At 69.4% G+C, this 21,136-nt stretch carries 20 protein-coding genes; 5 read left to right on the plus strand and 15 right to left on the minus strand.

Annotated features, from left to right (window positions below; translation table 11 throughout):
* The first annotated feature begins 47 nt into the window (after positions 1–47).
* Entirely contained in the window at positions 48–968 is a 921-nt protein-coding gene (locus tag ASE31_RS10800; protein WP_057201653.1) for an AraC family transcriptional regulator, read from the plus strand.
* A 3-nt stretch (positions 969–971) separates the two neighbouring features.
* Here the strand turns inward: ASE31_RS10800 and ASE31_RS10805 are convergent, their stop codons facing one another.
* The 5 genes from ASE31_RS10805 to ASE31_RS10825 all read right to left on the minus strand — a co-directional run bounded on the left by ASE31_RS10805 (position 972) and on the right by ASE31_RS10825 (position 6,625).
* Positions 972–2,021: an Ldh family oxidoreductase gene (locus ASE31_RS10805; protein ID WP_057201654.1), complete on the minus strand. Its 1,050-nt coding sequence runs from the start codon at positions 2,019–2,021 to the stop codon at positions 972–974.
* Positions 2,005–3,300 carry a homogentisate 1,2-dioxygenase gene (gene hmgA / locus ASE31_RS10810; RefSeq protein WP_057201655.1) on the minus strand — a complete coding sequence of 432 codons (1,296 nt, stop codon included), beginning with the start codon at positions 3,298–3,300 and terminating at the stop codon, positions 2,005–2,007. Before hmgA ends, ASE31_RS10805 begins: the two co-directional genes overlap by 17 nt.
* A 151-nt stretch (positions 3,301–3,451) precedes the next feature.
* Positions 3,452–4,444 (minus strand): tripartite tricarboxylate transporter substrate binding protein, encoded by a 993-nt coding sequence (locus ASE31_RS10815; RefSeq protein WP_057201656.1) that lies wholly within the window; start codon positions 4,442–4,444, stop codon positions 3,452–3,454.
* 44 nt (positions 4,445–4,488) lie between these two features.
* Positions 4,489–5,646, minus strand: coding sequence for a CaiB/BaiF CoA-transferase family protein (locus tag ASE31_RS10820; RefSeq protein ID WP_057201657.1), 1,158 nt, complete (start codon positions 5,644–5,646; stop codon positions 4,489–4,491).
* A gap of 25 nt (positions 5,647–5,671) precedes the next feature.
* Positions 5,672–6,625, minus strand: coding sequence for a hydroxymethylglutaryl-CoA lyase (locus ASE31_RS10825; protein ID WP_057201658.1), 954 nt, complete (start codon positions 6,623–6,625; stop codon positions 5,672–5,674).
* Between the two features lie 132 nt (positions 6,626–6,757).
* Between ASE31_RS10825 and ASE31_RS10830 the strand changes: the two genes are divergently transcribed.
* Positions 6,758–7,678, plus strand: a complete 921-nt coding sequence (locus tag ASE31_RS10830; protein ID WP_057201659.1) for a LysR substrate-binding domain-containing protein — start codon at positions 6,758–6,760, stop codon at positions 7,676–7,678.
* Here the strand turns inward: ASE31_RS10830 and ASE31_RS10835 are convergent.
* Positions 7,663–8,646: a 2-dehydropantoate 2-reductase gene (locus tag ASE31_RS10835; RefSeq protein WP_057201660.1), complete on the minus strand. Its 984-nt coding sequence runs from the start codon at positions 8,644–8,646 to the stop codon at positions 7,663–7,665. The two genes, ASE31_RS10830 and ASE31_RS10835, sit on opposite strands and share 16 nt — an antisense overlap.
* 104 nt (positions 8,647–8,750) lie before the next feature.
* Positions 8,751–9,692: an N-acetyl-gamma-glutamyl-phosphate reductase gene (argC, locus tag ASE31_RS10840; RefSeq protein ID WP_057201661.1), complete on the minus strand. Its 942-nt coding sequence runs from the start codon at positions 9,690–9,692 to the stop codon at positions 8,751–8,753.
* Between the two features lie 109 nt (positions 9,693–9,801).
* On the opposite strand from argC, the gene ASE31_RS10845 reads away from it, so the two are divergent.
* On the plus strand, positions 9,802–10,689 hold the full coding sequence (locus tag ASE31_RS10845) for a LysR family transcriptional regulator (RefSeq protein ID WP_057201662.1): 888 nt from the start codon (positions 9,802–9,804) through the stop codon (positions 10,687–10,689).
* A gap of 103 nt (positions 10,690–10,792) precedes the next feature.
* On the opposite strand, the gene ASE31_RS10850 is transcribed toward ASE31_RS10845, so the two are convergent.
* The gene (locus ASE31_RS10850) at positions 10,793–11,293 is read right to left on the minus strand and encodes an HU family DNA-binding protein (protein ID WP_057201663.1); all 501 of its coding nucleotides are present in this window, start codon (positions 11,291–11,293) and stop codon (positions 10,793–10,795) included.
* 169 nt (positions 11,294–11,462) lie between these two features.
* Positions 11,463–12,227: a helix-turn-helix transcriptional regulator gene (locus ASE31_RS10855; protein WP_057201664.1), complete on the minus strand. Its 765-nt coding sequence runs from the start codon at positions 12,225–12,227 to the stop codon at positions 11,463–11,465.
* 108 nt (positions 12,228–12,335) lie between these two features.
* Between ASE31_RS10855 and ASE31_RS10860 the strand changes: the two genes are divergently transcribed.
* A complete protein-coding gene (locus tag ASE31_RS10860; protein WP_057201665.1) occupies positions 12,336–13,166 on the plus strand; it encodes a sulfite exporter TauE/SafE family protein in 831 nt (276 codons plus the stop codon).
* Here ASE31_RS10860 and ASE31_RS10865 read toward each other — a convergent pair.
* From ASE31_RS10865 to ASE31_RS10880, 4 genes are all read right to left on the minus strand, one after another.
* Positions 13,156–14,958, minus strand: coding sequence for a feruloyl-CoA synthase (locus tag ASE31_RS10865; protein WP_057201666.1), 1,803 nt, complete (start codon positions 14,956–14,958; stop codon positions 13,156–13,158). The two genes, ASE31_RS10860 and ASE31_RS10865, sit on opposite strands and share 11 nt — an antisense overlap.
* A 28-nt stretch (positions 14,959–14,986) precedes the next feature.
* Positions 14,987–15,928 carry a 3-hydroxyacyl-CoA dehydrogenase NAD-binding domain-containing protein gene (locus ASE31_RS10870; RefSeq protein WP_057201667.1) on the minus strand — a complete coding sequence of 314 codons (942 nt, stop codon included), beginning with the start codon at positions 15,926–15,928 and terminating at the stop codon, positions 14,987–14,989.
* A 14-nt stretch (positions 15,929–15,942) separates the two neighbouring features.
* On the minus strand, positions 15,943–16,938 hold the full coding sequence (locus tag ASE31_RS10875; protein ID WP_057202456.1) for a Bug family tripartite tricarboxylate transporter substrate binding protein: 996 nt from the start codon (positions 16,936–16,938) through the stop codon (positions 15,943–15,945).
* A 76-nt stretch (positions 16,939–17,014) separates the two neighbouring features.
* On the minus strand, positions 17,015–17,938 hold the full coding sequence (locus ASE31_RS10880; RefSeq protein WP_057201668.1) for a 3-keto-5-aminohexanoate cleavage protein: 924 nt from the start codon (positions 17,936–17,938) through the stop codon (positions 17,015–17,017).
* Between the two features lie 130 nt (positions 17,939–18,068).
* On the opposite strand from ASE31_RS10880, the gene ASE31_RS10885 reads away from it, so the two are divergent.
* Positions 18,069–18,761 (plus strand): Crp/Fnr family transcriptional regulator, encoded by a 693-nt coding sequence (locus tag ASE31_RS10885; protein ID WP_057201669.1) that lies wholly within the window; start codon positions 18,069–18,071, stop codon positions 18,759–18,761.
* Here ASE31_RS10885 and ASE31_RS10890 read toward each other — a convergent pair.
* Both ASE31_RS10890 and ASE31_RS10895 read right to left on the minus strand, forming a co-directional pair.
* Positions 18,749–19,561, minus strand: coding sequence for an alpha/beta fold hydrolase (locus tag ASE31_RS10890; RefSeq protein WP_057201670.1), 813 nt, complete (start codon positions 19,559–19,561; stop codon positions 18,749–18,751). The genes ASE31_RS10885 and ASE31_RS10890 overlap by 13 nt on opposite strands.
* Positions 19,558–21,105, minus strand: coding sequence for a benzoate-CoA ligase family protein (locus ASE31_RS10895; RefSeq protein WP_057201671.1), 1,548 nt, complete (start codon positions 21,103–21,105; stop codon positions 19,558–19,560). The genes ASE31_RS10890 and ASE31_RS10895 overlap by 4 nt, the downstream gene beginning before the upstream one ends.
* Between the last annotated feature and the right edge of the window lie 31 nt (positions 21,106–21,136).

Below are 21,136 nucleotides of genomic sequence, written 5' to 3' on the forward strand. Positions count from 1 at the left end.
CCCAAACCGGACAGGGCCACCACTGCGCGAGCGGATACCATTTGCGCATGCCCGCCCCGTCCCGACCGAACGCCCATGCACGCCTGTACGGAATGCAGGAGCGCGCCGAGCACCTGGATTTCGACATCCGCTTCCAGGGGGCGCGCGACGTGCTCAGCCGCCCGCACCGGCACGAGTATTTCCAGATCCAGGTGAGCCTCGAAGGGGGCGATCGGCAGGTGGTGGGCACGGCCACGCGGCCCTTTGGCGCGGGCACGCTGAGCTTTGTGCTGCCCTACCGCATGCACGTGGTGCCTCACCCTGCAGGCGCGCGCTACGCCATCATCAACTTCGACCAGCGCTTCCTCTGGCCCGAGCTCGACGTGCCCGCCCTGGACCTGGAGGACGTGGGCATGGCGCAGCACCCGGAGCTGGCACCCTTCCTGTTCCAGGAGTCCCTGGACTTCGCCTTCGGGCCCGAGGATTTCGCGCAGATTCGCCATTGGCTCGATGCCCTGGTGGCGTACAACCAGCCGCGTACGCTGGGCTCGGCGGCCAGCATCCGCGGCATCCTGCTGCAGTTGCTGGGCCTGGCCTGCGCGCGCTTTTCCAGCGAGCTGCATGCGCAGGCCGCGCGCCACCACCGGCGAGGCGGCGTGCAGCACGACGCCCTGCAGCGCGCGCTGCGCCACCTGCGCGCGCATTCGCACGAGGACATTGCGCTCACCGACACGGCCACGGCCGTGGCGCTGTCACCCAACTACCTGGCGCACCTGCTCAAGAAGCAGACCGGGCGCACCTTCACCGAGCTGCTCACCGAGCGGCGCCTGGAACATGCGCGCGAGCTGCTGGCCGGCTCCGATACGCTGATCCGCGAGATCGCGCACCAGAGCGGCTTCCACGACGAAGCGTATTTCAGCCGCCGCTTCCGGCAGGAGGCCGGGCTCACGCCGCGCCAATTCCGCCAGCAGGCCCGTCTGCAGGGGTAAGCCTCAAGCGGGAAGAGGGCAGCCTGTGCGCTCGCCCAGCGTGCGTAGCTCGGCCAGCAGGCCGGCGGGTAGGGGCACGCCATCGCGGCTGCGTTGTCGCTCGCACTCGGCCTGGCGTTGCCCTGGGTAGCGGGCGTCAGGGCCGCCGGCCGCAATATAGGTCTCCATCCAGGCCCGCACGCTGGCATCAAAGGCCTCGCGCCCGATTGTCAATGCTGGGTTGATCACCAGCGCAAAGGCGCTGGCGTTGGCTGCAGAACCCGCCGTACCGGCGGCAGCGTCCGGTGGCGAGGCGATGCCGCCCATGCTCGCCGCCAGGCACTCGACCAGCATGGCCAGCCCCAGGCCCTTGTGGCCGGCGATGGGCTGCATGGCGCCCTGCAGCGCCAGTACCGGATCGGTGGTGGGTTGCCCGTCGGGGCCGAGCGCCCATTCGGGCGGTACAGTGTCCTGGCCCTCGCGCACGGCCTGGGCCACGTTGCCGCGCGCCACCACACTGTTGGCCATGTCGAACACCAGGGGCGCGCAGCCCGCCAGCGGCAGGGCAAAGGCCAGGGGGTTGTTGCCGATCACCGGTCCGCTGGCGCCCGGCAGGGCCATGACCGGCGGCGTGCGCTGGCACAGAAAGGCGAAGAACCCCTGCTCCGCCGCAGCCGCCACATACACCGCCAGCGCTGCCAGGTGGCCGGTGGCCCGGATGTGGCAGGCCACCAGGGGCTGGTGGCGCGCCAGGGCCATGGCCTGCTCCAGCGCGAAGCTGGCCACCACCTGGCCCAGGCCGCCGTCGCCATCGCAGCGCAGCCAACTGGCGGCATCGGCATCGATGCGGGGCACGGCGCGGGCATTCACCTCGCCGCTTGCGAGCTTGTCCACATAGCCCGGCATGCGCGCAATGCCATGGGTATCGATGCCGCGCAGGCTGGTGCGCAGCAGCAGACCGGCGGTGAGGGCGGCAGGCTCCTCGGCCACCCCGAAGCCCATAAGCACCCGCGTGGACCAGGCCTGCAGCGTGCCGCTGTCCAGGGTGTTGGCGGCGTCAGGGCTTGCTGGCATCGAAATGCTTGCGCAGGCCCTGCCAGCAGCGGTAGTAGTCGTCCTGCAGCTGCGCCGACTGCAGCGCCTGCGCGGTCGGGCGCTGCACGCAGCGGGTCTCGAACATGAAGGCCATGGTGTCCTTGATGGCGTGCGGCACCGAAAGATCGGCGTTGCTGGCCTTCTCGAAGGTCTCCGCATCGGGGCCGTGGCCCGTCATGCTGTTGTGCAGGCTGGCGCCGCCGGGCAGAAAGCCCTCGGCCTTGGCGTCGTAGACGCCGTGCACCAGGCCCATGAACTCGCTGGCGATGTTGCGGTGGAACCAGGGCGGACGGAAGGTGTCCTGCATCACCAGCGTGCGCGGCGGGAAGACCACGAAGTCGATGTTGCTCACGCCCGGCGTGTCCGAGGCGCTGTGCAGCACCAGGAAGATCGAAGGGTCCGGGTGGTCGTAGCTGATCGATCCGATGGCGTTGAAGCGCCTCAGGTCGTACTTGTACGGCGCGTAGTTGCCATGCCAGGCCACCACGTCGATGGGCGAATGCTCCATCTTCGCCGACCACAGGTGGCCCATGAACTTGGCCACCAGTTCGTGCGGCGCGTCGATGTCCTCGTAGGCCGCATGCGGCGTGAGGAAGTCGCGCGGGTTGGCCAGGCCGTTGGATCCGATAGGGCCCAGGTCGGGCAGGCGAAAGTTGGCGCCATAGTTCTCGCAGATGTAGCCGCGCGCCTCGCCGTCCGGCAGTTCCACGCGAAAGCGCACGCCGCGCGGTATCACCACGATCTCCTGCGGCTCGGCGTCGATCACGCCCAGCTCCGTCACGAAGCGCTGGCGGCCTTGCTGCGGCACGATGAGCATTTCGCCATCGGCGTTGTAGAACACACGCCGCTGCATCGACCGGTTGGCCGCGTACAGGTGCATGGCCGCGCCGTTCTGGGCGTGCGGGTCGCCGTTGCCGGCCATGGTGACGATGCCCTGCACGAAGTCGGTGGGCTCCGTGGGCATGGGCAGCGGGCTCCAGCGCAGCTGGTTGGGGGGCGTGGGCACTGCATCGAACGCGCTCACGATGCGGCCGTCATCGATGCGCTCGAACGGCGTGTGCATGGCCGACGGGCGGATGCGGTACAGCCAGGAGCGGCGGTTGTCCGCACGCAGCGCCGTGAAGGCAGTGCCGCTCAACTGCTCGGCATACAGGCCGTAGGGGCAGCGCTGGGGCGAGTTGCGGCCCACGGGCAGGGCGCCTGCAAGCGCCTCGGTGGCGAATTCATTTCCAAAGCCGGACTGGTGGGGGGTGCTCATGGTGTGTGGCGTGCAGGGTGGGCAAGGTGGGGCTGCGCCATCCCCGATGGAGGCGCCTCGCAGGCCATTGTGGAGCGGGTCGCGCGCAGGTTTCCTGCGTGCCCGGCATACCGGCCCTGGCGGGCGGGTCAATGCCCGGCGCTCGGCGAACTCACTCGACCGTCACGCCCGCCTTTTTCACCAGCCGGGCATAGCGCTCCTGCTCGGTCTTGAAGAACTGCAGCGAGGCTTCGGGTGTCATGGGGTTGATGATGTTCTCCTGCTTGGCCATGGCTTCTTTGGTTTCCGGCATGGCGAAGGCCGCCACCACGGCGGCATGCAGGCGCTTGACCTCGGCAGGCGGCAGCTTGGCCGGGCCGACCACGGCGAACCAGCCGGCCACGTCCACGTCCGGGAAGCCCTGCTCGGCAATGGTCGGCAGGTCGGGCAACGAGGCCACGCGCTGCGTGCCCATGATGCCGATGGCGCGCAGGGCGCCGCTCTTGAGCTGGCCCTGCACGGCGGGCAGCGCCACCACGCCGATCTCGACCTGGCCGCTCACCATGTCGGTGACCATGGGGCCCACGCCCTTGTAGGGGATGTGGCGCACGTCTACGCCCGCTGCCTCCATGAACATGGCGCCCGCCAGGTGGATGATGGTGCCGTTGCCCGAGGAGGCGTAGTTGTAGCCATCGGGCTTGGCCTTGAGCAGGGCCTGCAGCTCCTTGGCGTTCTTCGCCGGAATCTTGGGGTTGACCACCAGCACGAAGGGCGTGGCACCCACCACCGTGATCGGCGTGATGTCGCCGATGGCATCGAACGGCATCTTCTTGAACACGCTGGGGTTGACCACATGGTTGTTCGACACCACGCCCAGCGTGAGCCCGTCGGCCGGCGCACGCACGATGACCGAGGCGCCGGTGATGCCGCCTGCGCCGGGCAGGTTCTCGATCACCACGCTCTGGCCGCCCAGCGCCTTGATCAACTGCGGGGCGGCCGCGCGCATGATGGTGTCCACCCCAGAGCCGGCGCCCACGGGCAGCACCATGCGGATGGGCTTGTCGTTGGCGCGCACGGTGGTGGCGGCGGCGCCGCACAGGGCCAGGCCGGCCAGCCAGAGGGCGGCGCGGCGGTGGGGCTGGAAGGAAATGGCGGTGGCTTGCATGGTGCTTGTCTCCTTTGGTTCTTGTCGGTTTGCGAAAAAGGGGGTCAGGCCGGCACGCGGCTGGGCAGGCCGGCGAGGATTTCCTCGGTGTGCTCGCCCACCTTGGGCAGCGGGCGGCGCACGCCAGGGCGGCGCCCGTCCATGCGCAGGGGCAGCAGCACCACGTCGGTGGTGCCGCCGTCGTCGGTCTGCATGGGCACCAGGCCGCCGCTGGCCTTGAGGTGCGGGTCGTCCATCAACTGGTCGGGCCGCACGATGGGTGCATAGGGTATGCCGGCCGCCTCCAGCCGGGGTGCGAGGTCCTGCACGCGGTGGTGCTGCAGGATGGCGCCGAGCTTCTCCAGCAGGGCCGGGCGCACGCCCACGCGCAGGGTGTTGGTGGCCAGGGCTGGGTCGGCCGCGAGTTCGGGCGCCTCGATCACGCGGCACAGCGTGAGGAACTGCTTGTCGCTGACAGCGCCGATGAAGAGCTGCTCCCCATCGGCCAGCGTGAACACGTCGTACACGCTCCAGGCCGACACGCGCGAGGGCATGGGCGGCGGCGCCTCGCCGGTCATGGCGAACTGCTGCATGTGCTGGGACGACAGGAACACGCAGTTCTCGAACAGTGCGCTCTGGATCTCCTGGCCCCGGCCGGTGAACTCACGCTCGCGCAGCGCGGCCAGCACGCCGATGGCGCCGAACATGCCGCCCATGATGTCGTTGACCGAGGTACCCGCGCGCAGCGGCCGGCCCACGGGGCCGGTCATGTACGACAGCCCGCCCATCATCTGCACCACCTCGTCCAGCGCCAGCCGGTTTTCGTAGGGGCCGGGCATGAAGCCCTTGTGCGTCACGTAGATCAGGCGCGGAAAACGCTGGGACAGCGTCTCGTAGTCCAGCCCAAAGCCGGCCATCAGCCCGGGGCGGAAATTCTCCAGCACCACATCGCACTCGCCCGCCAGCTCGGCTGCAGTGGCACGGCCGTCTTCGGTGCCGATGTCGATCACCACACTCTTCTTGTTGCGGTTGAACGAGCGGAAAAAGCCGATCCCCAGGCCCGGCAGCTCGCGCGTCTTGTCGCCACCGGGCGGCTCGACCTTGATGACCTCGGCGCCCAGGTCGGCCAGCACCATGCCGCAGGTGGGACCCATGACCATGTGGGTGAATTCGAGGACGCGGATGCCCGTGAGGGGCAGGCGCGGTTCTGGGGTGGGGCTCATGGCGGGTTCCTTGGGGCGGTGCAATTCAGGCGGCAACGGCCGCCTGGTGGGGAAAGGTCTTGGGCAGGCCCGCGCGCCACAGGGTGCCGTGCAGCGTCTCGCCGGCCAGCCATTGCGCCACCTGGCCGCGCAGCGCCAACAGCGCGGCAATATCGATGCCGGTGGCAATGCCCATGCTGCCGAGCATGTAGGCCAGGTCTTCGGTCGATACGTTGCCGCTGGCGCCCGGCGCGTGCGGGCAGCCGCCGATGCCAGCCAGGCAGGCGTCGAAGCGGGCCACGCCCACCTCCAGCGCCGCAGCCACGTTGGCCAGGCCCAGGCCGCGCGTGTCGTGGAAGTGCCCGCACCAGAATCGGTCGCCCGCCAGGCGCACGGCGTCCTCGAACAGGTCGCGCACCATGGCCGGGTCGGCATAGCCCACGGTGTCGGCCAGGCTCACGCGGTCGGCACCGGCGTCGAGCAGGGCCTGCATCAGGCGCAGCACCTCGCTCTTGGCGACATGGCCTTGCAGCGTGCAGCCGAAGGCCGTGCCCACGCCGCCTTCGATCAGGGTGCGGCCGCCGGCGGCGTCGCGTGCAGCGCGGATGCGCGCCACCTCGGCCACCACCTCGTCGGGCGTCTTGCGCAGGTTGGCCAGGCTGTGGGCATGGCTGGCCGACAGCGGCACGATCATCAGGTCGGCACCGCCCGCGATGGCGCTTTCAGCACCGCGCAGGTTGGGCACCAGCACCGAGGCGAACAGCCCCGGCAGGGTCTTGGCGAAGGCCAGCAGCTCGGCCGTGTCGGCCAGCTGCGGCAGCAGCCGGGCGGGCACGAACGAGCCCACCTCGATCTCGCGCTGGCCGGCTGCGTGGGCAGCGCGTATCCATGCGCGCTTGTGCTCGGTGGGCAGGATGGTGGCAATGCTCTGCAAGCCATCGCGCAGGCCGACTTCGCGGATGACGGCAGTGCGCGGCAGGCGCTCGCTCGTGGGGGGCATGGGTGTCTCCAGGGTGGGGCGCACTGCAATGTGGGCTCTCGGATGGAACTGTAGGCATTCCCGATGCATTGATAAAGCGGTATTCTGGAAGCAATAGCGTTCCCGTTGGGAACGGCAGGAGCAACCCATCCCATGCGCGATCTGGATCTGACCACCCTGCGGCTTTTCGTGGCCGTCTGCGAGGCGCGCAACATCGCCCGCGCTGCCCAGCTGCACCACATCGTGCCCTCGGCCATCAGCAAGCGCCTGGCGCTGCTGGAGCAGACCGTGGGCAATACGCTGATCGAGCGGCGCCGCCGCGGCGTGGTGCCCACGGGGGCCGGCGAGATCCTGCTGGAGCATGCCCGGGCCATGCTGGCAGCCGCCGACCGCGTGGGGCGCGACATGGCGGCTTACGGCAACGGCATCACGGGGCAGGTGCGCATCCTGGCCACGGTGTCGTCGATCGCGGAGTTTTTGCCCGACGACATTGCCTCTTTCCTGCAGGTGCCCGCGCACCGCGACATCCGCATCGACATCGAGGAAGCGGTCAGCAGCGAACTGGTGCGCGGCCTGCGCGAAGGGGCGGTGCCCGTGGGCGTGTGCTGGGATGCGGCGGACCTGGCAGGCCTGCAGACGCGCAGCTACCGGCGTGACCACCTGGCCATCGTCGCCCCGCTGTCGCACCCACTGGCCCGGCGCAGACGCTGCGCGTTCGAGGACACGCTGGGCTTCGACCAGGTGGGCCTGCCCGCATCGACGGCTGTGCACACCATGCTGGCGCGGGCCGCGGCCATCATCGGGCGGCCCATCAACTACCGGGCGGTGGTCAGCACCTTTGACGCGTCGATGCGCTGCGTGCGCGCCGGCCTGGGCATCGCCGTGGTGCCGCGCGAGGTGGCCGAGCCGGTGGCTGCGACCCTGGGCATCCGCGTGCTGCCGCTCACGGACGACTGGGCGCAGCGGCGCTTCGCCATCTGCTTCAACGATGAAAAGCGGCTCTCACCGGCCGCGCGCATGCTGGTGGAACACCTGCACCAGGTGGCCCATGACGAGGCTCAGGCCGCAGGATAGAGGCCGCGCACCCGGCCGAAGAGGCGCACCAGGCCCAGCAGGGCATCGATATTCGGCGAGGGTTCGGCCACCCGCTGGCCGATCTCCTGCACCACCGCGATGATGGCGTCGATCTCCAGTGCACGGCCGGCCTCCACGTCCTGCAGCATCGAGGTCTTGAAGGCGCCGAGCTTGCGCGTGAGCGCATGGCGCTCTTCGGGGCTTTGCGCAATCGGGCAGCCGATGCGTGCGCCGATGCGGCCGGCCTCCTGCATGGCAGCCGTGCAGAAGCCGCGCACCAGGTCGTCGTCGAGCAGGCGGTCTACCGTGGCACCGGTGATGGCCGAGACCGGGTTCATGGTCATGTTGCCCCACAGCTTGTACCAGATGTCGTAGCGCACGTCGGCCGAGTGCGTGGCCTCGAAGCCTGCGTGGTTCAGCAGGTCGGCCACGCGCTGCACGCGCTCGCTGCGCCCGCCTGCGGGCTCGCCGATGACCAGGCCCCGGCCCATCTTGTGCTGCACCAGCCCGGGCCCGGGTGTGGAGGTGGCGGCGTGCACGACGCAGCCCACCACATTGTGCAGGGGAATGGCGCTGGCAATGCCGCCGCCGGGGTCCACGCTGGCCAGCGGTTCGCCGCCCCAGCCCGCCACGCCCTGGCAGAACCACCAGGGCACGCCGTTCATGGCCGGCAGCACCAGCGTCTCAGGTCCCAGCAGCGGCGCAATGCCCTGTGCCACGCTGGCCAGCGCCGGGCCCTTGACGGCGATGACCACCAGGTCCTGCACGCCCAGGTCGGTCGGCCGGTCCGTGGCGTGCGCTGGCGCCTGCACCAGCCCGTCTGCGGTCTGCAGGCGCCAGCCGTGGTCCTTGAGCGCGGCCAGCGTGGCGCCGCGCGCCACGGCACTCACCTGGGCACCGCCGGCCGCTGCCAGCCGGGTGCCGATGAATCCGCCGATGGCGCCTGCGCCGATGATGCAAACCTTCATGGATGCTGCCTCTGGTAGTGGATGAGGCGCGCGAGTCTGCCCGGCTATCGGGCGCCACACAATCAATGATTTCTGAGGGATTGATTAGCGCAGCTGAACAGTAGTCAACCCTGGGCCATGCGTTCCAGCATCAGGTCCAGGTTCTGCACGGCCGCGCCCGAGGCTCCCTTGCCCAGGTTGTCGAACACGGCGGCAAGCAGCACCTGCCCGTGCTGCGGGTTGGCAAACATGGACAGGCGCAGCTGGTTGCTGCCGTTCAGCGCCTCGGGGTCCAGGTGCTCGGTGGATTCGGCCTCGGCCAGCCCCGTCACCTCCACATGGCGCTGGCCGGCATAGTGCTGCGCCAGGGCGTGGTGGATCTTCTCGGCGGTAGTGCCTGCGGGCAAGCTGCGCAGATGCAGGGGGATGGTCAGCACGATACCCTGGCGGAAGGCGCCATAGGCCGGCAGAAAGAAGGGCCGCGCCGACAGGCCCGCATACCGTTCGATTTCTGGCGTGTGCTTGTGCGCCAGGCGCAGGCCATAGACCTGGAAAGCCGGCGCCTGCGCGCCCGGGGCCTCGTGCTCCTGCACGCGCGCCCGCCCACCGCCGGAGTAGCCCGACACGGCGTGGATCGCCAGGGGGTGGTCGGCAGGCACCAGGCCGGCCTGCACCAGCGGCCGAAGCAGCGCGATGGCACCCGTGGGGTAGCAGCCGGGGTTGGTCACGCGTGTTGCACTGGCGATGCGTTCGGCCTGGCCGGCATCCATCTCGGGAAAGCCGTAGACCCAGCCGGCATCGGTGCGGTGGGCCGAGCTCGCGTCGATCACGCGCACAGCCGGGTTGGTGACGGAAGCGGCCGCTTCGCGCGCGGGCCCGTCGGGCAGGCACAGCACGGCAATGTCGCAGGCGTTGATGGCCTCGGCGCGGCGCGCCGGGTCCTTGCGGTCCTGCTCGGGCAGGGTCAGCAAGCGGAGGTCGGTGCGGCCCTGCAGGCGCTCATGGATCTGCAGGCCGGTGGTGCCCTGGTCGCCATCGATGAAGACAAGCGGTGTGGTGTTGCTCATGCGGGGTGCTCCTGGTGTGTGCCAAATGGGGGATGCGTGATCTTCAGCCGCTGCGTAGAATTTGAAAAGTTGAATTTCACAACCATCAGCATCAGGATTTCTGAACGACATGCGTGAACTGAACCTCGACCGATTGCGCACCCTCGTCACCATCGCCGACCTGGGATCGTTTGCCGAAGCCGCGCGCGTGCTGCACCTGGCGGCGCCCACGGTGAGCCTGCACATGGCCGACCTGGAGGCGCAGGTGGGCGCGCCGCTGCTGCTGCGCAAGCGCGGCGAGGTGCGCGCTACCGGCGTGGGCGAGGCCCTGGTCGAGCGTGCCCGGCGCCTGCTGGCCGATGCCGATGACACCCTGGCCATGGTGCAGCGCCAGGTGCAGGGCCTGGCCGGCCGCGTGCGGCTGGGGGCCTCCACCGGCGCCATCGCCCACCTGCTGCCGCAGGCGCTGGAGGTGCTGGGCCAGCAGCACCCGGACATCGACGTGCAGGTGGCGGTGCTGACATCGCACGACACCATGGCCCGCCTGGCCGGCGGCACGCTCGATGTGGGCCTGGTGGCGCTGCCCCAGCCGCCGGTTCCCGGCGTGCAGGTGGAGCCCTGGCGGCGCGACCCGGTCATGGCCTTCGTGCCGGCGCAATGGCCGGCGCCCACGCGGGCCACGCCGCACTGGCTGGCGGGCCAGCCGCTGATCCTCAACGACGAGGGCACCAGCCTCTCGCGCCTGACCGGCGAGTGGTTCGCGTTGGCCGGCGAGCAGCCCAGGGCACGCATAGAGCTCAACTACAACGATGCGATCAAGAGCCTGGTGGCCGCCGGCTATGGCGCCACGCTGCTGCCGCACGAGGCTGCGGTTGCCACGCTGCCCGACCCGCGCATCCGCATGCTGGCCCTGCGCCCGGCGCTGTGGCGGCCCCTGGGCCTGGCGCACCGCGCCGGCGCGATGGAGAAGGCCACGCAGCATGTGCTGGACGTGCTCTGGCAGCAGCGCCAGGCGTGATCGAAAGAGGCGGGAAAGTGAAATGAAAAAAGCCCAGGCGCTGCATCTGCATCGCCTGGGCTTCCGATCCGAAACCTGGAAAGACTGCTCCAGGAAGGGCCGATCAGGCCGTTGCGTCCTTGAGCTTCTTGAGCGCGCGGGTCTTGATCTTCACGGCAGCGGGCTTGGCGGGGAACCAGCGCTCGGCACCGGTGAAAGGGTCCTTGCCGAAGCGCTTCTTCTTGGCGGGCACTTGCTGCAGGCCGATCTTCAGCACGCCAGGCAGCGTGAATTCGCCGGAGCCCTTCTTGTGCACGGAGCCCAGGATGGCGGCTTCGAGCGCTGCCAGCACGGCCTTGGTGGCCTTGGGTTCCACGCCCGATTGCTCGGCCAGGTGGGCCACCAGGGTCGTCTTGTTGAAGGCGGCCTTGATGGGCTTGAGCGCTGCAGGCGTTGCTGCGGCGGCGGGTGCAGCCTTCTTCGCTGCGGGGGCTGCGGCCTTCTTGGCAGCGGGCGCTGCCTTCTTGGCGACAGGTGCTGCGACCTTCTTGGCCACGGGTGCTGCAGCCTTCTTCGCTGCGGGTGCTGCCTTCGCGACAGCGGTGGTTTTCTTTGCAGTTGCCATGATGTTTGTTCTTCGTTTCAAAGTTGCAAGGTGCCCCCCTGCATGTGCGGGGAGGTGCGCGATTTTAGAAGCACTGCGCGCACAAGCGCTATAGGACAAGACCGCAGAACCTCAGCGGCCTTTGGATAGCGTGATTTTTACAACGGCTGCAGCGCCCCGCTGCACGCCTTCAAGCGGGCAGGAACTCCGATGGCGGGCGCCCCAGTCGCTTGCGGAACATGGTGGAAAAGGCGCCGGGGCTTTCATAACCGAGGTCCAGCGCGACGGCGGTCACGGCATCGCCGCGCGACAGGCGCGACAGCGCCGCCAGCAGGCAGGCCTGCTGGCGCCACGCGCCGAACGACATGCCGGTCTGCAGGCGAAAGAAGCGCGTGAAGCTGCGCTCGCTCTTGTGCAACTGCCGCGCCCAGGCATCGGGCATTGCGTGGACCTGCGGGTTGTGCAGAAAGGCTGCGCACAGTGCCGCCAGCGCAGGCTCGCGCGGCATGGGAGCGAAGAAGGGCAGGGTCGGTGCGCGCTGCAACTCATGCAGCATCAGCTGCGCCAGGGCGCCATCGCGCCCGCTCAATTCATACTGCGCCGGCAACTCGGCCGAATCCAGCAGCAGCTGGCGCAGCAGCGGCGAGACCTGCAGCACCTCGCATTGCGAGGTGGCTCGGGGAACGGCCCGCGGCTCGATGTAGAGGCTGCAGGTGCTCACGCCCACCATGCGCACGCGGTGCGGCTTGCCCGCCGGTATCCACACGCCGCTGCTGGTCGGCACGACCCAGGCGCCATCGTCCGTGCCGACTTCCATGATGCCCGTGGCGCCGTAGAGGAACTGCGCACGCCGGTGGCTGTGCGTGTCGAGCAGGGTGCCTGCGGGGTAGTCGGTGGCGATGGCCAGGACCGGGCGGTCCACGGCATCGACGGTGTGCAGGGGCGTGTTGCGCATGCTCCGGGTACTTTGGCTGAAACGCAAACATTATTGACCTGCCGGCGAAAGCCGGCCAGGCCACCGCAGCCTAAGCTGGCATGGTGTTTTTTGCAATGGAATGCGCGCATGGAGTTCTACCTTGTCCTGGCCGTGTTTGGCACCCTGGCCGGAGTCACCACCGTGCTCTTCGGCTTCGGTGGCGGCTTCGTCGTCGTGCCCGTGCTGTACCGCACGCTGGTGCACATGCATGGTGCCGACAGCCCACTGGGCCAATCGGCCATGCAGGTGGCGGTGGCCACCTCCACCTGCGTGATGATCGTCGGCGCGGGACTGGCCACGCGGCGCCACCACCGGGCGGGCAATGTGGATTGGGCGCAGGTGCGGCCGCTGCTGGCCTTCATCGCGGCGGGCTCGGTGGCGGGGGCGGCTGCGGCCACCCTGGTCCGCAGCGACTGGGTGCGCTGGGCCTTCGTCGTCTACCTGGCGCTCACCATCCTCGACGGGCTGCTGCGCCCGGGCTTCATCCGGCCGCGTGCTGCGGTGGCTATGGCGCAGGACGGGCCACGGCCCTCGGGTCCGGTCACGGCCTTGCTGGGGTTGGCCATCGGTGCGGTGGCGTCGTTCCTCGGCGTGGGCGGCAGCGTGATGACGGTGCCGCTCATGCGCCGGCGCGGCGCGCCCATGGTGCAGGCCACGGCGGCGGCCAACCCGCTGTCGCTGCCGGTGGCGCTGGCGGGCACGGCCACCTACGTGCTGCTGGCCTGGGAGCAGGCCGCCCCGCTGGGTGCCTGGCATGCGGGCTTCGTGGACCTGCGGGCCTTCGCCGTGCTGGTCGCCGGCTCCTGGCTGGGCATTCGCCTGGGCGGGCGCTTCGTGGGTCGCCTGCCCGATGGGCTGCACGCCAAGGTCTACCTGGCGCTGCTCGCGGTGGTGCTGCTGGCGATGCTCATGCGCTGACGACCACCTCCGCACGCGGCGGCGTCGCGTGCAGGGCATGCACGTCGTCCTCGCGCTGGGCCAGCACCGCACCCTGGTTGATGTAGCCCTTGTCGGTGATCTCGCAGGCCTCTGCATCGGGCGGCGTGCGCAGCACCAGGGCCCGCGTGGGGCATTGCGACGAGCCTGCGCCCGCATCGCGCCGGGCCTGCATCACGGCGCGCAGGGCCTGCTCCAGCCGTGGGGAGTCGCTTGCGCCGGCGGCCGACGGGAAGACCAGCATGCCGACCTCGTCGCGGTCGTGCCCGGTGAGCACGATGTCCTGCACCAGCGGCGCCAGCTGCGAGACCAGTTCCACGCGCAGCGTGCCCACCGAGACCCAGCTACCGGTGGACAGCTTGAAGTCCTCGGCCACGCGGCCGTTGAAGACCACGCCGCGCTCGGGCCGCTCGGCGTCAGCCAGAAAGCCCGCATCGCCGATGCGGTAGAAGCCGTCGTCGTCGAAGGCTGCCGCCGTCTCGCGCGGCGCATTGCGGTAGCCCGGGAACACCGACACGCCCTTGACCCGCATCTCCAGCTTGCCGCCATTGGGCACCATCTTGAGCGTGAGACCGGGCAGCGGCGCGCCGATGCAGCCCGCGCCCTGCAGGCGCCAGTGCGCCGTGGTGATGGCCGGGGAAGTCTCGGTCGCACCCCACGAGGTGGTGAGCCACAGCGGCCGCGCGGGCCGGGCGCGCGCGGCCACGGTTTCGAGCCGCTGCCAGGTGGAGGGCGCGAGCGCCGCCGCCGCATAGAAGGCCAGGCGCAGGCGCGAGAGCACCTCGGCAGCCAGGGCCTCGTCGGCCTCCAGGTAGGGCAGCAGCATGTCGAAGCCGCGCGGCACGTTGAAGAGCAGCGTGGGCCGCACCTCGCGCAGGTTGCGCACGGTCTTCTCGATCAGGCCGGGTGCGGGCCGCCCTTCGTCGATGTAGAGCGCGCCGCCGTGGCACAGCACCATGTTCAGGTTGTGGTTGCCGCCGAAGGTGTGGCTCCAGGGCAGCCAGTCCACCAGCACGGGTTTCTCGTGGCCGAGAAAGCGCCAGGTCTGCGCCACCATCTGCTGGTTGGCGCAGAGCATGCGGTGGGTGTTGATCACCACCTTGGGCCGCCCGGTGGAGCCCGAGGTCAGCAGGTACTTGGCGTGGTCATCGGGCGCGATCGCCTCGAAGGCCTGCGCCACGGCCGGTGTTTCCCGTGCAGCGAGCAACTGCGCAAAATCGAGGGCGCCGGGGCATTCCTGCGCATGGCGGCTGAAGACCCGCACGGCGTTGCCGGAGTAGCCCGCCAGGGCCGGCGCATAGGCGCGGGCATCCGACGCATAGACCACGCACGGCCCCAGCGCCGCCAGCATGCTATGCAGCCGCTCCGGGTCGCGCGAGCGAGCGTACGCGCTCGACAGCGAGCAGGGCGTGCGGCCGATGTGCATGGTGGCCAGCATCAGCACGGCATGGTCCACCGCGTTGTCCGAGAGGATGGCGACCGGCTGCCCCGCGGGCAGGTCCATGTCCAGCAGCGACTGGGCCACGGCACCCACGGCCTGGCGCAACTGGGCATAGGTCAGGCGGCGCCAGTCGTCGCCGCTGTCGTCGCGCTCGGCAAGCGCCAGGGCGTCGGGTGTCTCGCGTGCCCAGCGCTCCAGCCACTCGCCCACGCAGCGCGCGTAAGGGCCCAGCGGCTCGGGCGATTGCAGGGTGAAGGCGCCGTCGGCCAGGTGCGTGAGCACGGTGCGGGGTGGTGCCAGTTCGGCGGGGTCATCGACGAAATCGGGGTGCATCGTGTTGTCTCTGGTGTCGTTCTTGTGTTCAGTCCAGGTGGCCAGACGACTGCTTGGCCCGGATCAGGTCCAGCAGCAGGGCATCGCGCGTGCGCGCCAGGTCCTCGGTGCTGCGCTCGCCCAGCTCCTCGGCCACGCCCTGCGCCACCTGCTGCTTCAAGGCCTCGGTCATCGCAGGCGTGCCCAAGTCCTGCCACCAGCTCTCGATGGGGCCGCCCAGGTGGTCCAGTACATGGGCCACGCCGCCTGCGCCGCCCGAGAGGTGCAGGTTCATGAACGGGCCCATCAGCGCCCAGCGCAGGCCGGGCCCCTGGGCGATGGCGGTGTCGATGTCGGCGACCGTGGCCACGCCTTCGTTCACCAGGTGGAAGGCTTCGCGCCACAGCGCGGCCTGCAGCCGGTTGGCAATGTGGCCCTTGATCTCGCGGCGCACGTGGATGGGGCGCTTGCCGATGGCGGTGTAGAAGGCCATGGCGCGTTCGATGGTCTCGGGCGAGGTCTTTTCACCACCCCCGACCTCCACCAGCGGAATCATGTGCGGCGGGTTGAACGGGTGGCCCAGCACCACGCGCTCGGGCCGCGCGCAGGATTGCTGCATGTCCGTGACCGACAGGCCCGATGAACTCGACGCCAGGATGGCATGCGCCGGTGCAGCGGCATCGATCTGACGGAACAGCTCGGCCTTGAAGTCGATGCGCTCCGGCCCGCTTTCCTGCACGAAGTCGGCCGTGGCCACCGCGTCCTCCAGCCGTGCATGGAAGGCCAGGCGTGCCAGGCTGGCGCCTGGCGCCAGCCCCTGGCGCTCCAGCGTGGGCCAGTGCGCGGCCACGGTCTCGCGCAGCCGATCTTCAGCACCGGGCGAGGGGTCGGTGGCGTCCACGTCCAGCCCGCGCGCCAGGAAATAGGCGGCCCAACTGGCGCCGATCACGCCCGTGGCGACCACAGCAACGCGCTTTACGCTTGAATCCATGGGGTGCGTTCCTCTCAAGACTCTGCCGTGAAGCCGATCTTTTTCACGAGCGGTCCCCAGCGTTCGAACTCGGAATGCTGGGAGGCCGCCATTTCTGCTGCGGTGGAGCCCTGGGCGATGAGCCCGACCACGGCCAGGCTGTCGATGACCGACTTTTCCTTGATGGCTGCGTTGATGGCGGCATTGGCGGCGGCCACCGCAGCAGCCGGCGTCCTGGCCGGCGCGTAGAAGCCGAACCATTCCTCCGTGGTCAGTTCGGGAAAGCCCTGCTCGGCAAAGGTCGCGACTTCCGGCGAGAACGGCGAGCGTGCCTTGCCCGAGGTGGCGATCAGCCGCAGCTTGCCCGCCTTGTGGTTGGGAATGAAGTCGCCGCTCGGGGTCACCATCGAAGCGATCTGCCCGCCCACCACGTCCGTGACGCCGGGGATGGAGCCGCGGTAGGGCACGTGCTTCAAGTCCACGCCGTTGTTCAGGCCCAGCAGCGCGCCGATGAAGTGCGGCGTGGAGCCTGCGGCGGGCGAGCCGTAGTTGGCCTGGCCGGGGTTGGCCTTGGCCCAGGCCAGGAAGTCCTTCACGTTCTTCACCGACGCCGGCACCAGCGGCCCCACGGCCAGGCCATGGTGCATGATGGCCGCGATGGACACCGGCACGAAGTCCTTGACCGGGTCGTAGCTGAGCTTGCTGTAGATGTGCGGGTAGATCGAGGTGCACGAGAACGGCGACAGCGTGAGCACGCTGCCGTCGGCGGCGGCACCCTTGAGTGACTCCAGCGCGATGCGCCCGCCAGCGCCGGGCTTGTTTTCCACCACCGCCGAATTGCGCGTGTAGGCCGAGCCCGCGAGCTTTTCGCCCACGCGGCGGGCTACGCTGTCTCCCGAGCTGCCGGCCGGAAAGCCGTAGAAGATCTTGACCTGCTCGATGGTCTGCGCCAGCGCTGCCAGGGGCGACAGCGTGCCCAGCGCGGCTGCGGCGCCCATGTGGCCCAGGAACTGGCGGCGGGTGTTCGTCATCGTCATCATGTTGCTCATCTCTGTCTCCTCGATGGGGTGGGAAAGTCAGGGTATGGTGGAGCGGGAATCGCTGCGGTCAAGTTGGGGCAAACGCGGGGCGCGGGCCGCCCACGCGCGGCAGGCCCATCAGTTCGCGCGCTTCGGCCGGCGTGGCGGGCTCCATGTCCAGCTCGCGGATGATGCGCACGATGCGTTCGGTGAGCTGCACGTTGGTGGCCAGCTCGCCGTGGCGAAAGTACAGGTTGTCCTCCAGCCCCACGCGCGCATGCCCGCCCAGCAGCAGGGCGGCGACGTTGGCTTCGAGCTGCGAGGGGCCGATGCCGCTCACGCAGAACAGGCTGTTCTTCGGCAGCGTGTCCACCATCATCTGCAGAAAGCGCGGCGAGTAGGGCATGGCGTTCTGGAAGGCGCGGTGCACGTTCATCACCAGGTTGATGAAGTGCGGGCCCTCGTCGTCGTGCCCCTCCTCGATGAGCGTGGTGGTGTCCTGCAGGATGTGCGTGGGGCTGAACACCTCCCATTCGGGCTTGATGCCGCGTGCCTTCATGCCTGCGGCCAGCTCGCGGCCCCGGCTCAGCGGCGTATCCATCAGGATCTCGCGGCCATCGAAGCTCAGGTTCAGTGTGGTGGCATCCAGCGTGCACATCTCGGCGCCTGCGTCCATGCCCTTGATGCGCTCCTCCCACGCAATCTCCCAGCGGCCGCCGGGCAGGGGCTTGACCATGTCGCCGTGCACGCCGCCGCCGGTGGAGTTGTTGAGGACGATATCGCAGCCCTTGGCGCGGATGCGGCTGTTGATGTCGCGGTAGACATCGGGGTTGCAGGTGGCGCCGTCGTCGGGCCGGCGCGCATGGATGGCGACCACGCTGGCCCCGGCGTTCCAGCAGCGCTCCACGTCATCGGCGATCTCGGCCGGCTGGGTGGGCAGGTGGGGGTTCTGCGACTTGTGGGCCATGCCGCCCGTGGGGGCGATGGTGACTATGACTTTGCGCTTGCTCATCGTGGTCCTGGTGGAGAATTGCGGGGTGCTCCGCATTATTTTTTTGGGCACCTTTCCACTCAGTCATCGCGATGACATTTGAGGGCAGGGTATACGCGGGGCCAGTGTCTTCTTCCGGGAGAACCCCACTTTGTCACCCCCTGCGACACGGCCGTCCACCACCAGCCTGCTGGCCGCGTCGGCCTGGTTCCCTCTGCTCGATGCCCCGGCGCAGCAGCGCGTGCTCGACGATGCGCGCGAGGTGAATGTGCCGGCAGGCGGAGCACTGTGCCGCCGCGGCGATGTGCCCCTGCACTGGTACGGCGCCATCGAGGGGTTGCTCAAGTGGTCCGTGACCTCGCCCGATGGCCGCGCCGTGACGCTGGGCGGCCTCTCGGCCGGCAGCTGGTTTGGCGAAGGCACGCTGCTGCGCGCCCTGCCGCGCACGGCCGACATCATCGCCCTGCGCCCCAGCCGCGTAGCGCTGCTGCCGGTGGAGACCTTTGCGTGGTTGCATGCCACAGAGCGCAGCTTCGACCACTTTTTGCTGCGCCAGATCAACGAGCGCATGCACTGGTTCCTGGGCAACTTCACGGCCCACCACCTGCTCGACACCGACAGCCAGGTGGCCCGCGCGCTGGCCGGCCTGTTCCACCCGTTCCTCTACCCCGGCATGGACCGGCACCTGCAGATCTCGCAGGAGGAGATCGCCAACCTCACGGGCGTCTCGCGCCAGCGCTGCAATGCGGCCTTGAAGCGCCTGCAGGAGTCGGGAATTTTGCAGATCGAGTATGGCGGTATCACCGTGCTCGACCTGCCGGGACTCAGGCGCTACGTGGAATAGCTGCTCGTCTGCGCGATGAAGTCCGTGGCTGCGGCGATCACTGCGTCGGGCCGGTCGCGGTGCGGCGAGTGTCCGCACGCGGGCAATTCGAGCAGCTCTGTGCCCGGCACCCGGCGCGCGATGCCGCGTATCTGCTCCAGCGTACCGTACTCGTCGTCCACGCCCTGGATGGCCAGCACGGGCGCGCGAACGGTGCCGATCTCGGCCTCGATGTTCCATTGCCGAAAGGGCGGGTGCAGCCAGATGCGGTTCCAGCCCCAGAAGGCCGAGTCGGCATCGTCGTGGTAGCGGCCGAGCTTGGCAGGCAGGTCGGTGCTGCGGTAGGCATCCCGGGCGATCTCGATGTTGGCGATGGTCACGTCCTCCACGAAGATGTGCGGCGCCATCAGCACCAGGCCGCGCACGGCTTCGGGGAAGCGCGCTGCGTAGAGCAGCGCGATCGAGCCGCCATCGCTGTGGCCCAGCAGCCAGGGCGCTTCGGTGATTCCCAGCGCCTCGAAGAAGGCGGGCAGCACCTCGTGCGCCTGGCGGTGCATGAAGTCCACGTCCCAGGTCTCATCGGCCTCGCGCGGGGTCGAGCGGCCATAGGCCGGGCGCGAGAACACCAGGCCGCGCACGCCGGCCGCGGCGCACAGGCGCTCGGGGAAGTCCTTCCACATCGCCACCGAGCCCAGGCCCTCGTGCAGAAAGACGATCAGCGGGGCAGCGCTGCGCTCCACGCCAATCCACTGGTGCTCGATCTGCACGGTGCGGCCACGCCAGGTGATGCTGGCGAACTGGGCGGTGCTCGCTTGCGTCACGCGCGGGCCTCCTTCTCGCGCAGGCGAAAGCGCTGGATCTTGCCGGTGGCGGTCTTGGGCAGCTCGTCGATGAACTCGATGTAGCGCGGGTACTTGTAGGCCGCCAGCCGTTCCTTGACGAAAGCCTGCAGGGCCTGCGCGTCCACCTGCTGGCCCTGCTTGAGCACCACGTAGGCCTTGGTCTTGGTCAGGCCCTCCCCGTCCTGCACGCCGATCACGGCCGATTCGAGCACGGCGGGGTGCTGCATCAGCGTGGCCTCGACCTCGAAGGGCGAGACGTAGATGCCGCTGACCTTGAGCATGTCGTCGCTGCGGCCGGCGTAGGTGTAGTAGCCGTCTGCGTCGCGCGTGTACTTGTCGCCGCTCTTGGTCCAGCCGCCCTGAAAGGTCTCGCGCGATTTCTCGCGGTTGGCCCAGTACATCAGCGCCGCGCTCGGGCCGCGGATGTACAGGTCGCCCACCTCGCCATCGGGCACGGGGCGGCCGTCCTCGCCGCGCAGCTCCACCTCGTAGCCCTCCACGGGCTTGCCGGTGGTGCCGTAGCGCACGTCGCCCGGTCGGTTGGAGATGAAGATGTGCAGCATCTCGGTGGAGCCGATGCCATCGATGATCTCGCAGCCGAAGTGCGCCTTGAAGCGCTGTGCGATCTCGCCCGGCAGCGCCTCGCCGGCCGACGAGCACATGCGCAGCGCCACCGCCTCGCGCGCTGGCAGCGCGGGCGAGGCCAGCATTCCGGCAAAGCCCGTGGGCGCGCCGAAGAACACCGTGGGCCGGTGCTGCGTCCAGCGGCGGAAGGTGGCGTCGGGCGTGGGCCGCTCGGCCATCAGCACCACGGTGGCACCCACCGAAAGCGGGAAGGTCAGCGCATTGCCCAGGCCGTAGGCGAAGTACATCTTGGCGGCAGAGAAGCACACGTCGTCCTCGGTCAGGCCGAGCACGGGCTTGCCGTAGAGCTCGGCCGTCCACCACAGGTTGGCGTGGGTGTGCACCGTGCCCTTGGGCTTGCCGGTGGAGCCCGAGGAATAGAGCCAGAAGCCCGGGTCGTCCGCTGCCGTGTTCACCGGGGCTGCGAGCGACTTGGCCTGCGCCAGGGTGTCCTCGAAGTCCCGGGCACCTTCTGGCAGCGGCCCGGTGGGCTGGGAGACGAGCAGCGTGCGCACCTCGTGCGGCGCGCGTCCCATGGCGTCCTGCAGCACCCCCAGCAGTGCACCCGAGACGATGGCGGCCTGCGCGCGGCTGTGGTCCAGCATGTAGGCGTAGTCGTCCGCCGTGAGCAGCGTGTTCACCGCCACCGGCACCACGCCCGCGTACAGGCAACCAAGAAAGGCCACGGGCCAGTCGCTGCTGTCGAGCATGTGCAGCAGCACGCGCTCCTCGCGCCGGACACCGGCGCTGGCGAGGGCCGATGCCAGGCGCCGTGCGCGGTCTTCTAGCGCGCCATAGGCCAGGCTGCCCCGGTCGTCGATGTAGGCGGTGCGCTGAGCACGGCCCCTGTTGAGGTCGAACAGGTGCTCGGCAAAGTTGAATCGTGGGGGCAGGCACATGGTGTTGTCTCCTTTGGCCCTCTCGGGCCGG

The sequence above is a fragment of the Acidovorax sp. Root217 genome, from assembly GCF_001428645.1.
Lineage (GTDB): Bacteria > Pseudomonadota > Gammaproteobacteria > Burkholderiales > Burkholderiaceae_C > Acidovorax.

Coding starts and splice junctions, on each gene's coding strand:
- ASE31_RS10800 (WP_057201653.1), top strand. CDS start 48: ATGCCCGCCCCGTCCCGACCGAACGCCCATGCACGCCTGTACGGAATG.
- ASE31_RS10805 (WP_057201654.1), bottom strand. CDS start 2,021: ATGCCAGCAAGCCCTGACGCCGCCAACACCCTGGACAGCGGCACGCTG.
- hmgA (WP_057201655.1), bottom strand. CDS start 3,300: ATGAGCACCCCCCACCAGTCCGGCTTTGGAAATGAATTCGCCACCGAG.
- ASE31_RS10815 (WP_057201656.1), bottom strand. CDS start 4,444: ATGCAAGCCACCGCCATTTCCTTCCAGCCCCACCGCCGCGCCGCCCTC.
- ASE31_RS10820 (WP_057201657.1), bottom strand. CDS start 5,646: ATGAGCCCCACCCCAGAACCGCGCCTGCCCCTCACGGGCATCCGCGTC.
- ASE31_RS10825 (WP_057201658.1), bottom strand. CDS start 6,625: ATGCCCCCCACGAGCGAGCGCCTGCCGCGCACTGCCGTCATCCGCGAA.
- ASE31_RS10830 (WP_057201659.1), top strand. CDS start 6,758: ATGCGCGATCTGGATCTGACCACCCTGCGGCTTTTCGTGGCCGTCTGC.
- ASE31_RS10835 (WP_057201660.1), bottom strand. CDS start 8,646: ATGAAGGTTTGCATCATCGGCGCAGGCGCCATCGGCGGATTCATCGGC.
- argC (WP_057201661.1), bottom strand. CDS start 9,692: ATGAGCAACACCACACCGCTTGTCTTCATCGATGGCGACCAGGGCACC.
- ASE31_RS10845 (WP_057201662.1), top strand. CDS start 9,802: ATGCGTGAACTGAACCTCGACCGATTGCGCACCCTCGTCACCATCGCC.
- ASE31_RS10850 (WP_057201663.1), bottom strand. CDS start 11,293: ATGGCAACTGCAAAGAAAACCACCGCTGTCGCGAAGGCAGCACCCGCA.
- ASE31_RS10855 (WP_057201664.1), bottom strand. CDS start 12,227: ATGCGCAACACGCCCCTGCACACCGTCGATGCCGTGGACCGCCCGGTC.
- ASE31_RS10860 (WP_057201665.1), top strand. CDS start 12,336: ATGGAGTTCTACCTTGTCCTGGCCGTGTTTGGCACCCTGGCCGGAGTC.
- ASE31_RS10865 (WP_057201666.1), bottom strand. CDS start 14,958: ATGCACCCCGATTTCGTCGATGACCCCGCCGAACTGGCACCACCCCGC.
- ASE31_RS10870 (WP_057201667.1), bottom strand. CDS start 15,928: ATGGATTCAAGCGTAAAGCGCGTTGCTGTGGTCGCCACGGGCGTGATC.
- ASE31_RS10875 (WP_057202456.1), bottom strand. CDS start 16,938: ATGACGAACACCCGCCGCCAGTTCCTGGGCCACATGGGCGCCGCAGCC.
- ASE31_RS10880 (WP_057201668.1), bottom strand. CDS start 17,938: ATGAGCAAGCGCAAAGTCATAGTCACCATCGCCCCCACGGGCGGCATG.
- ASE31_RS10895 (WP_057201671.1), bottom strand. CDS start 21,105: ATGTGCCTGCCCCCACGATTCAACTTTGCCGAGCACCTGTTCGACCTC.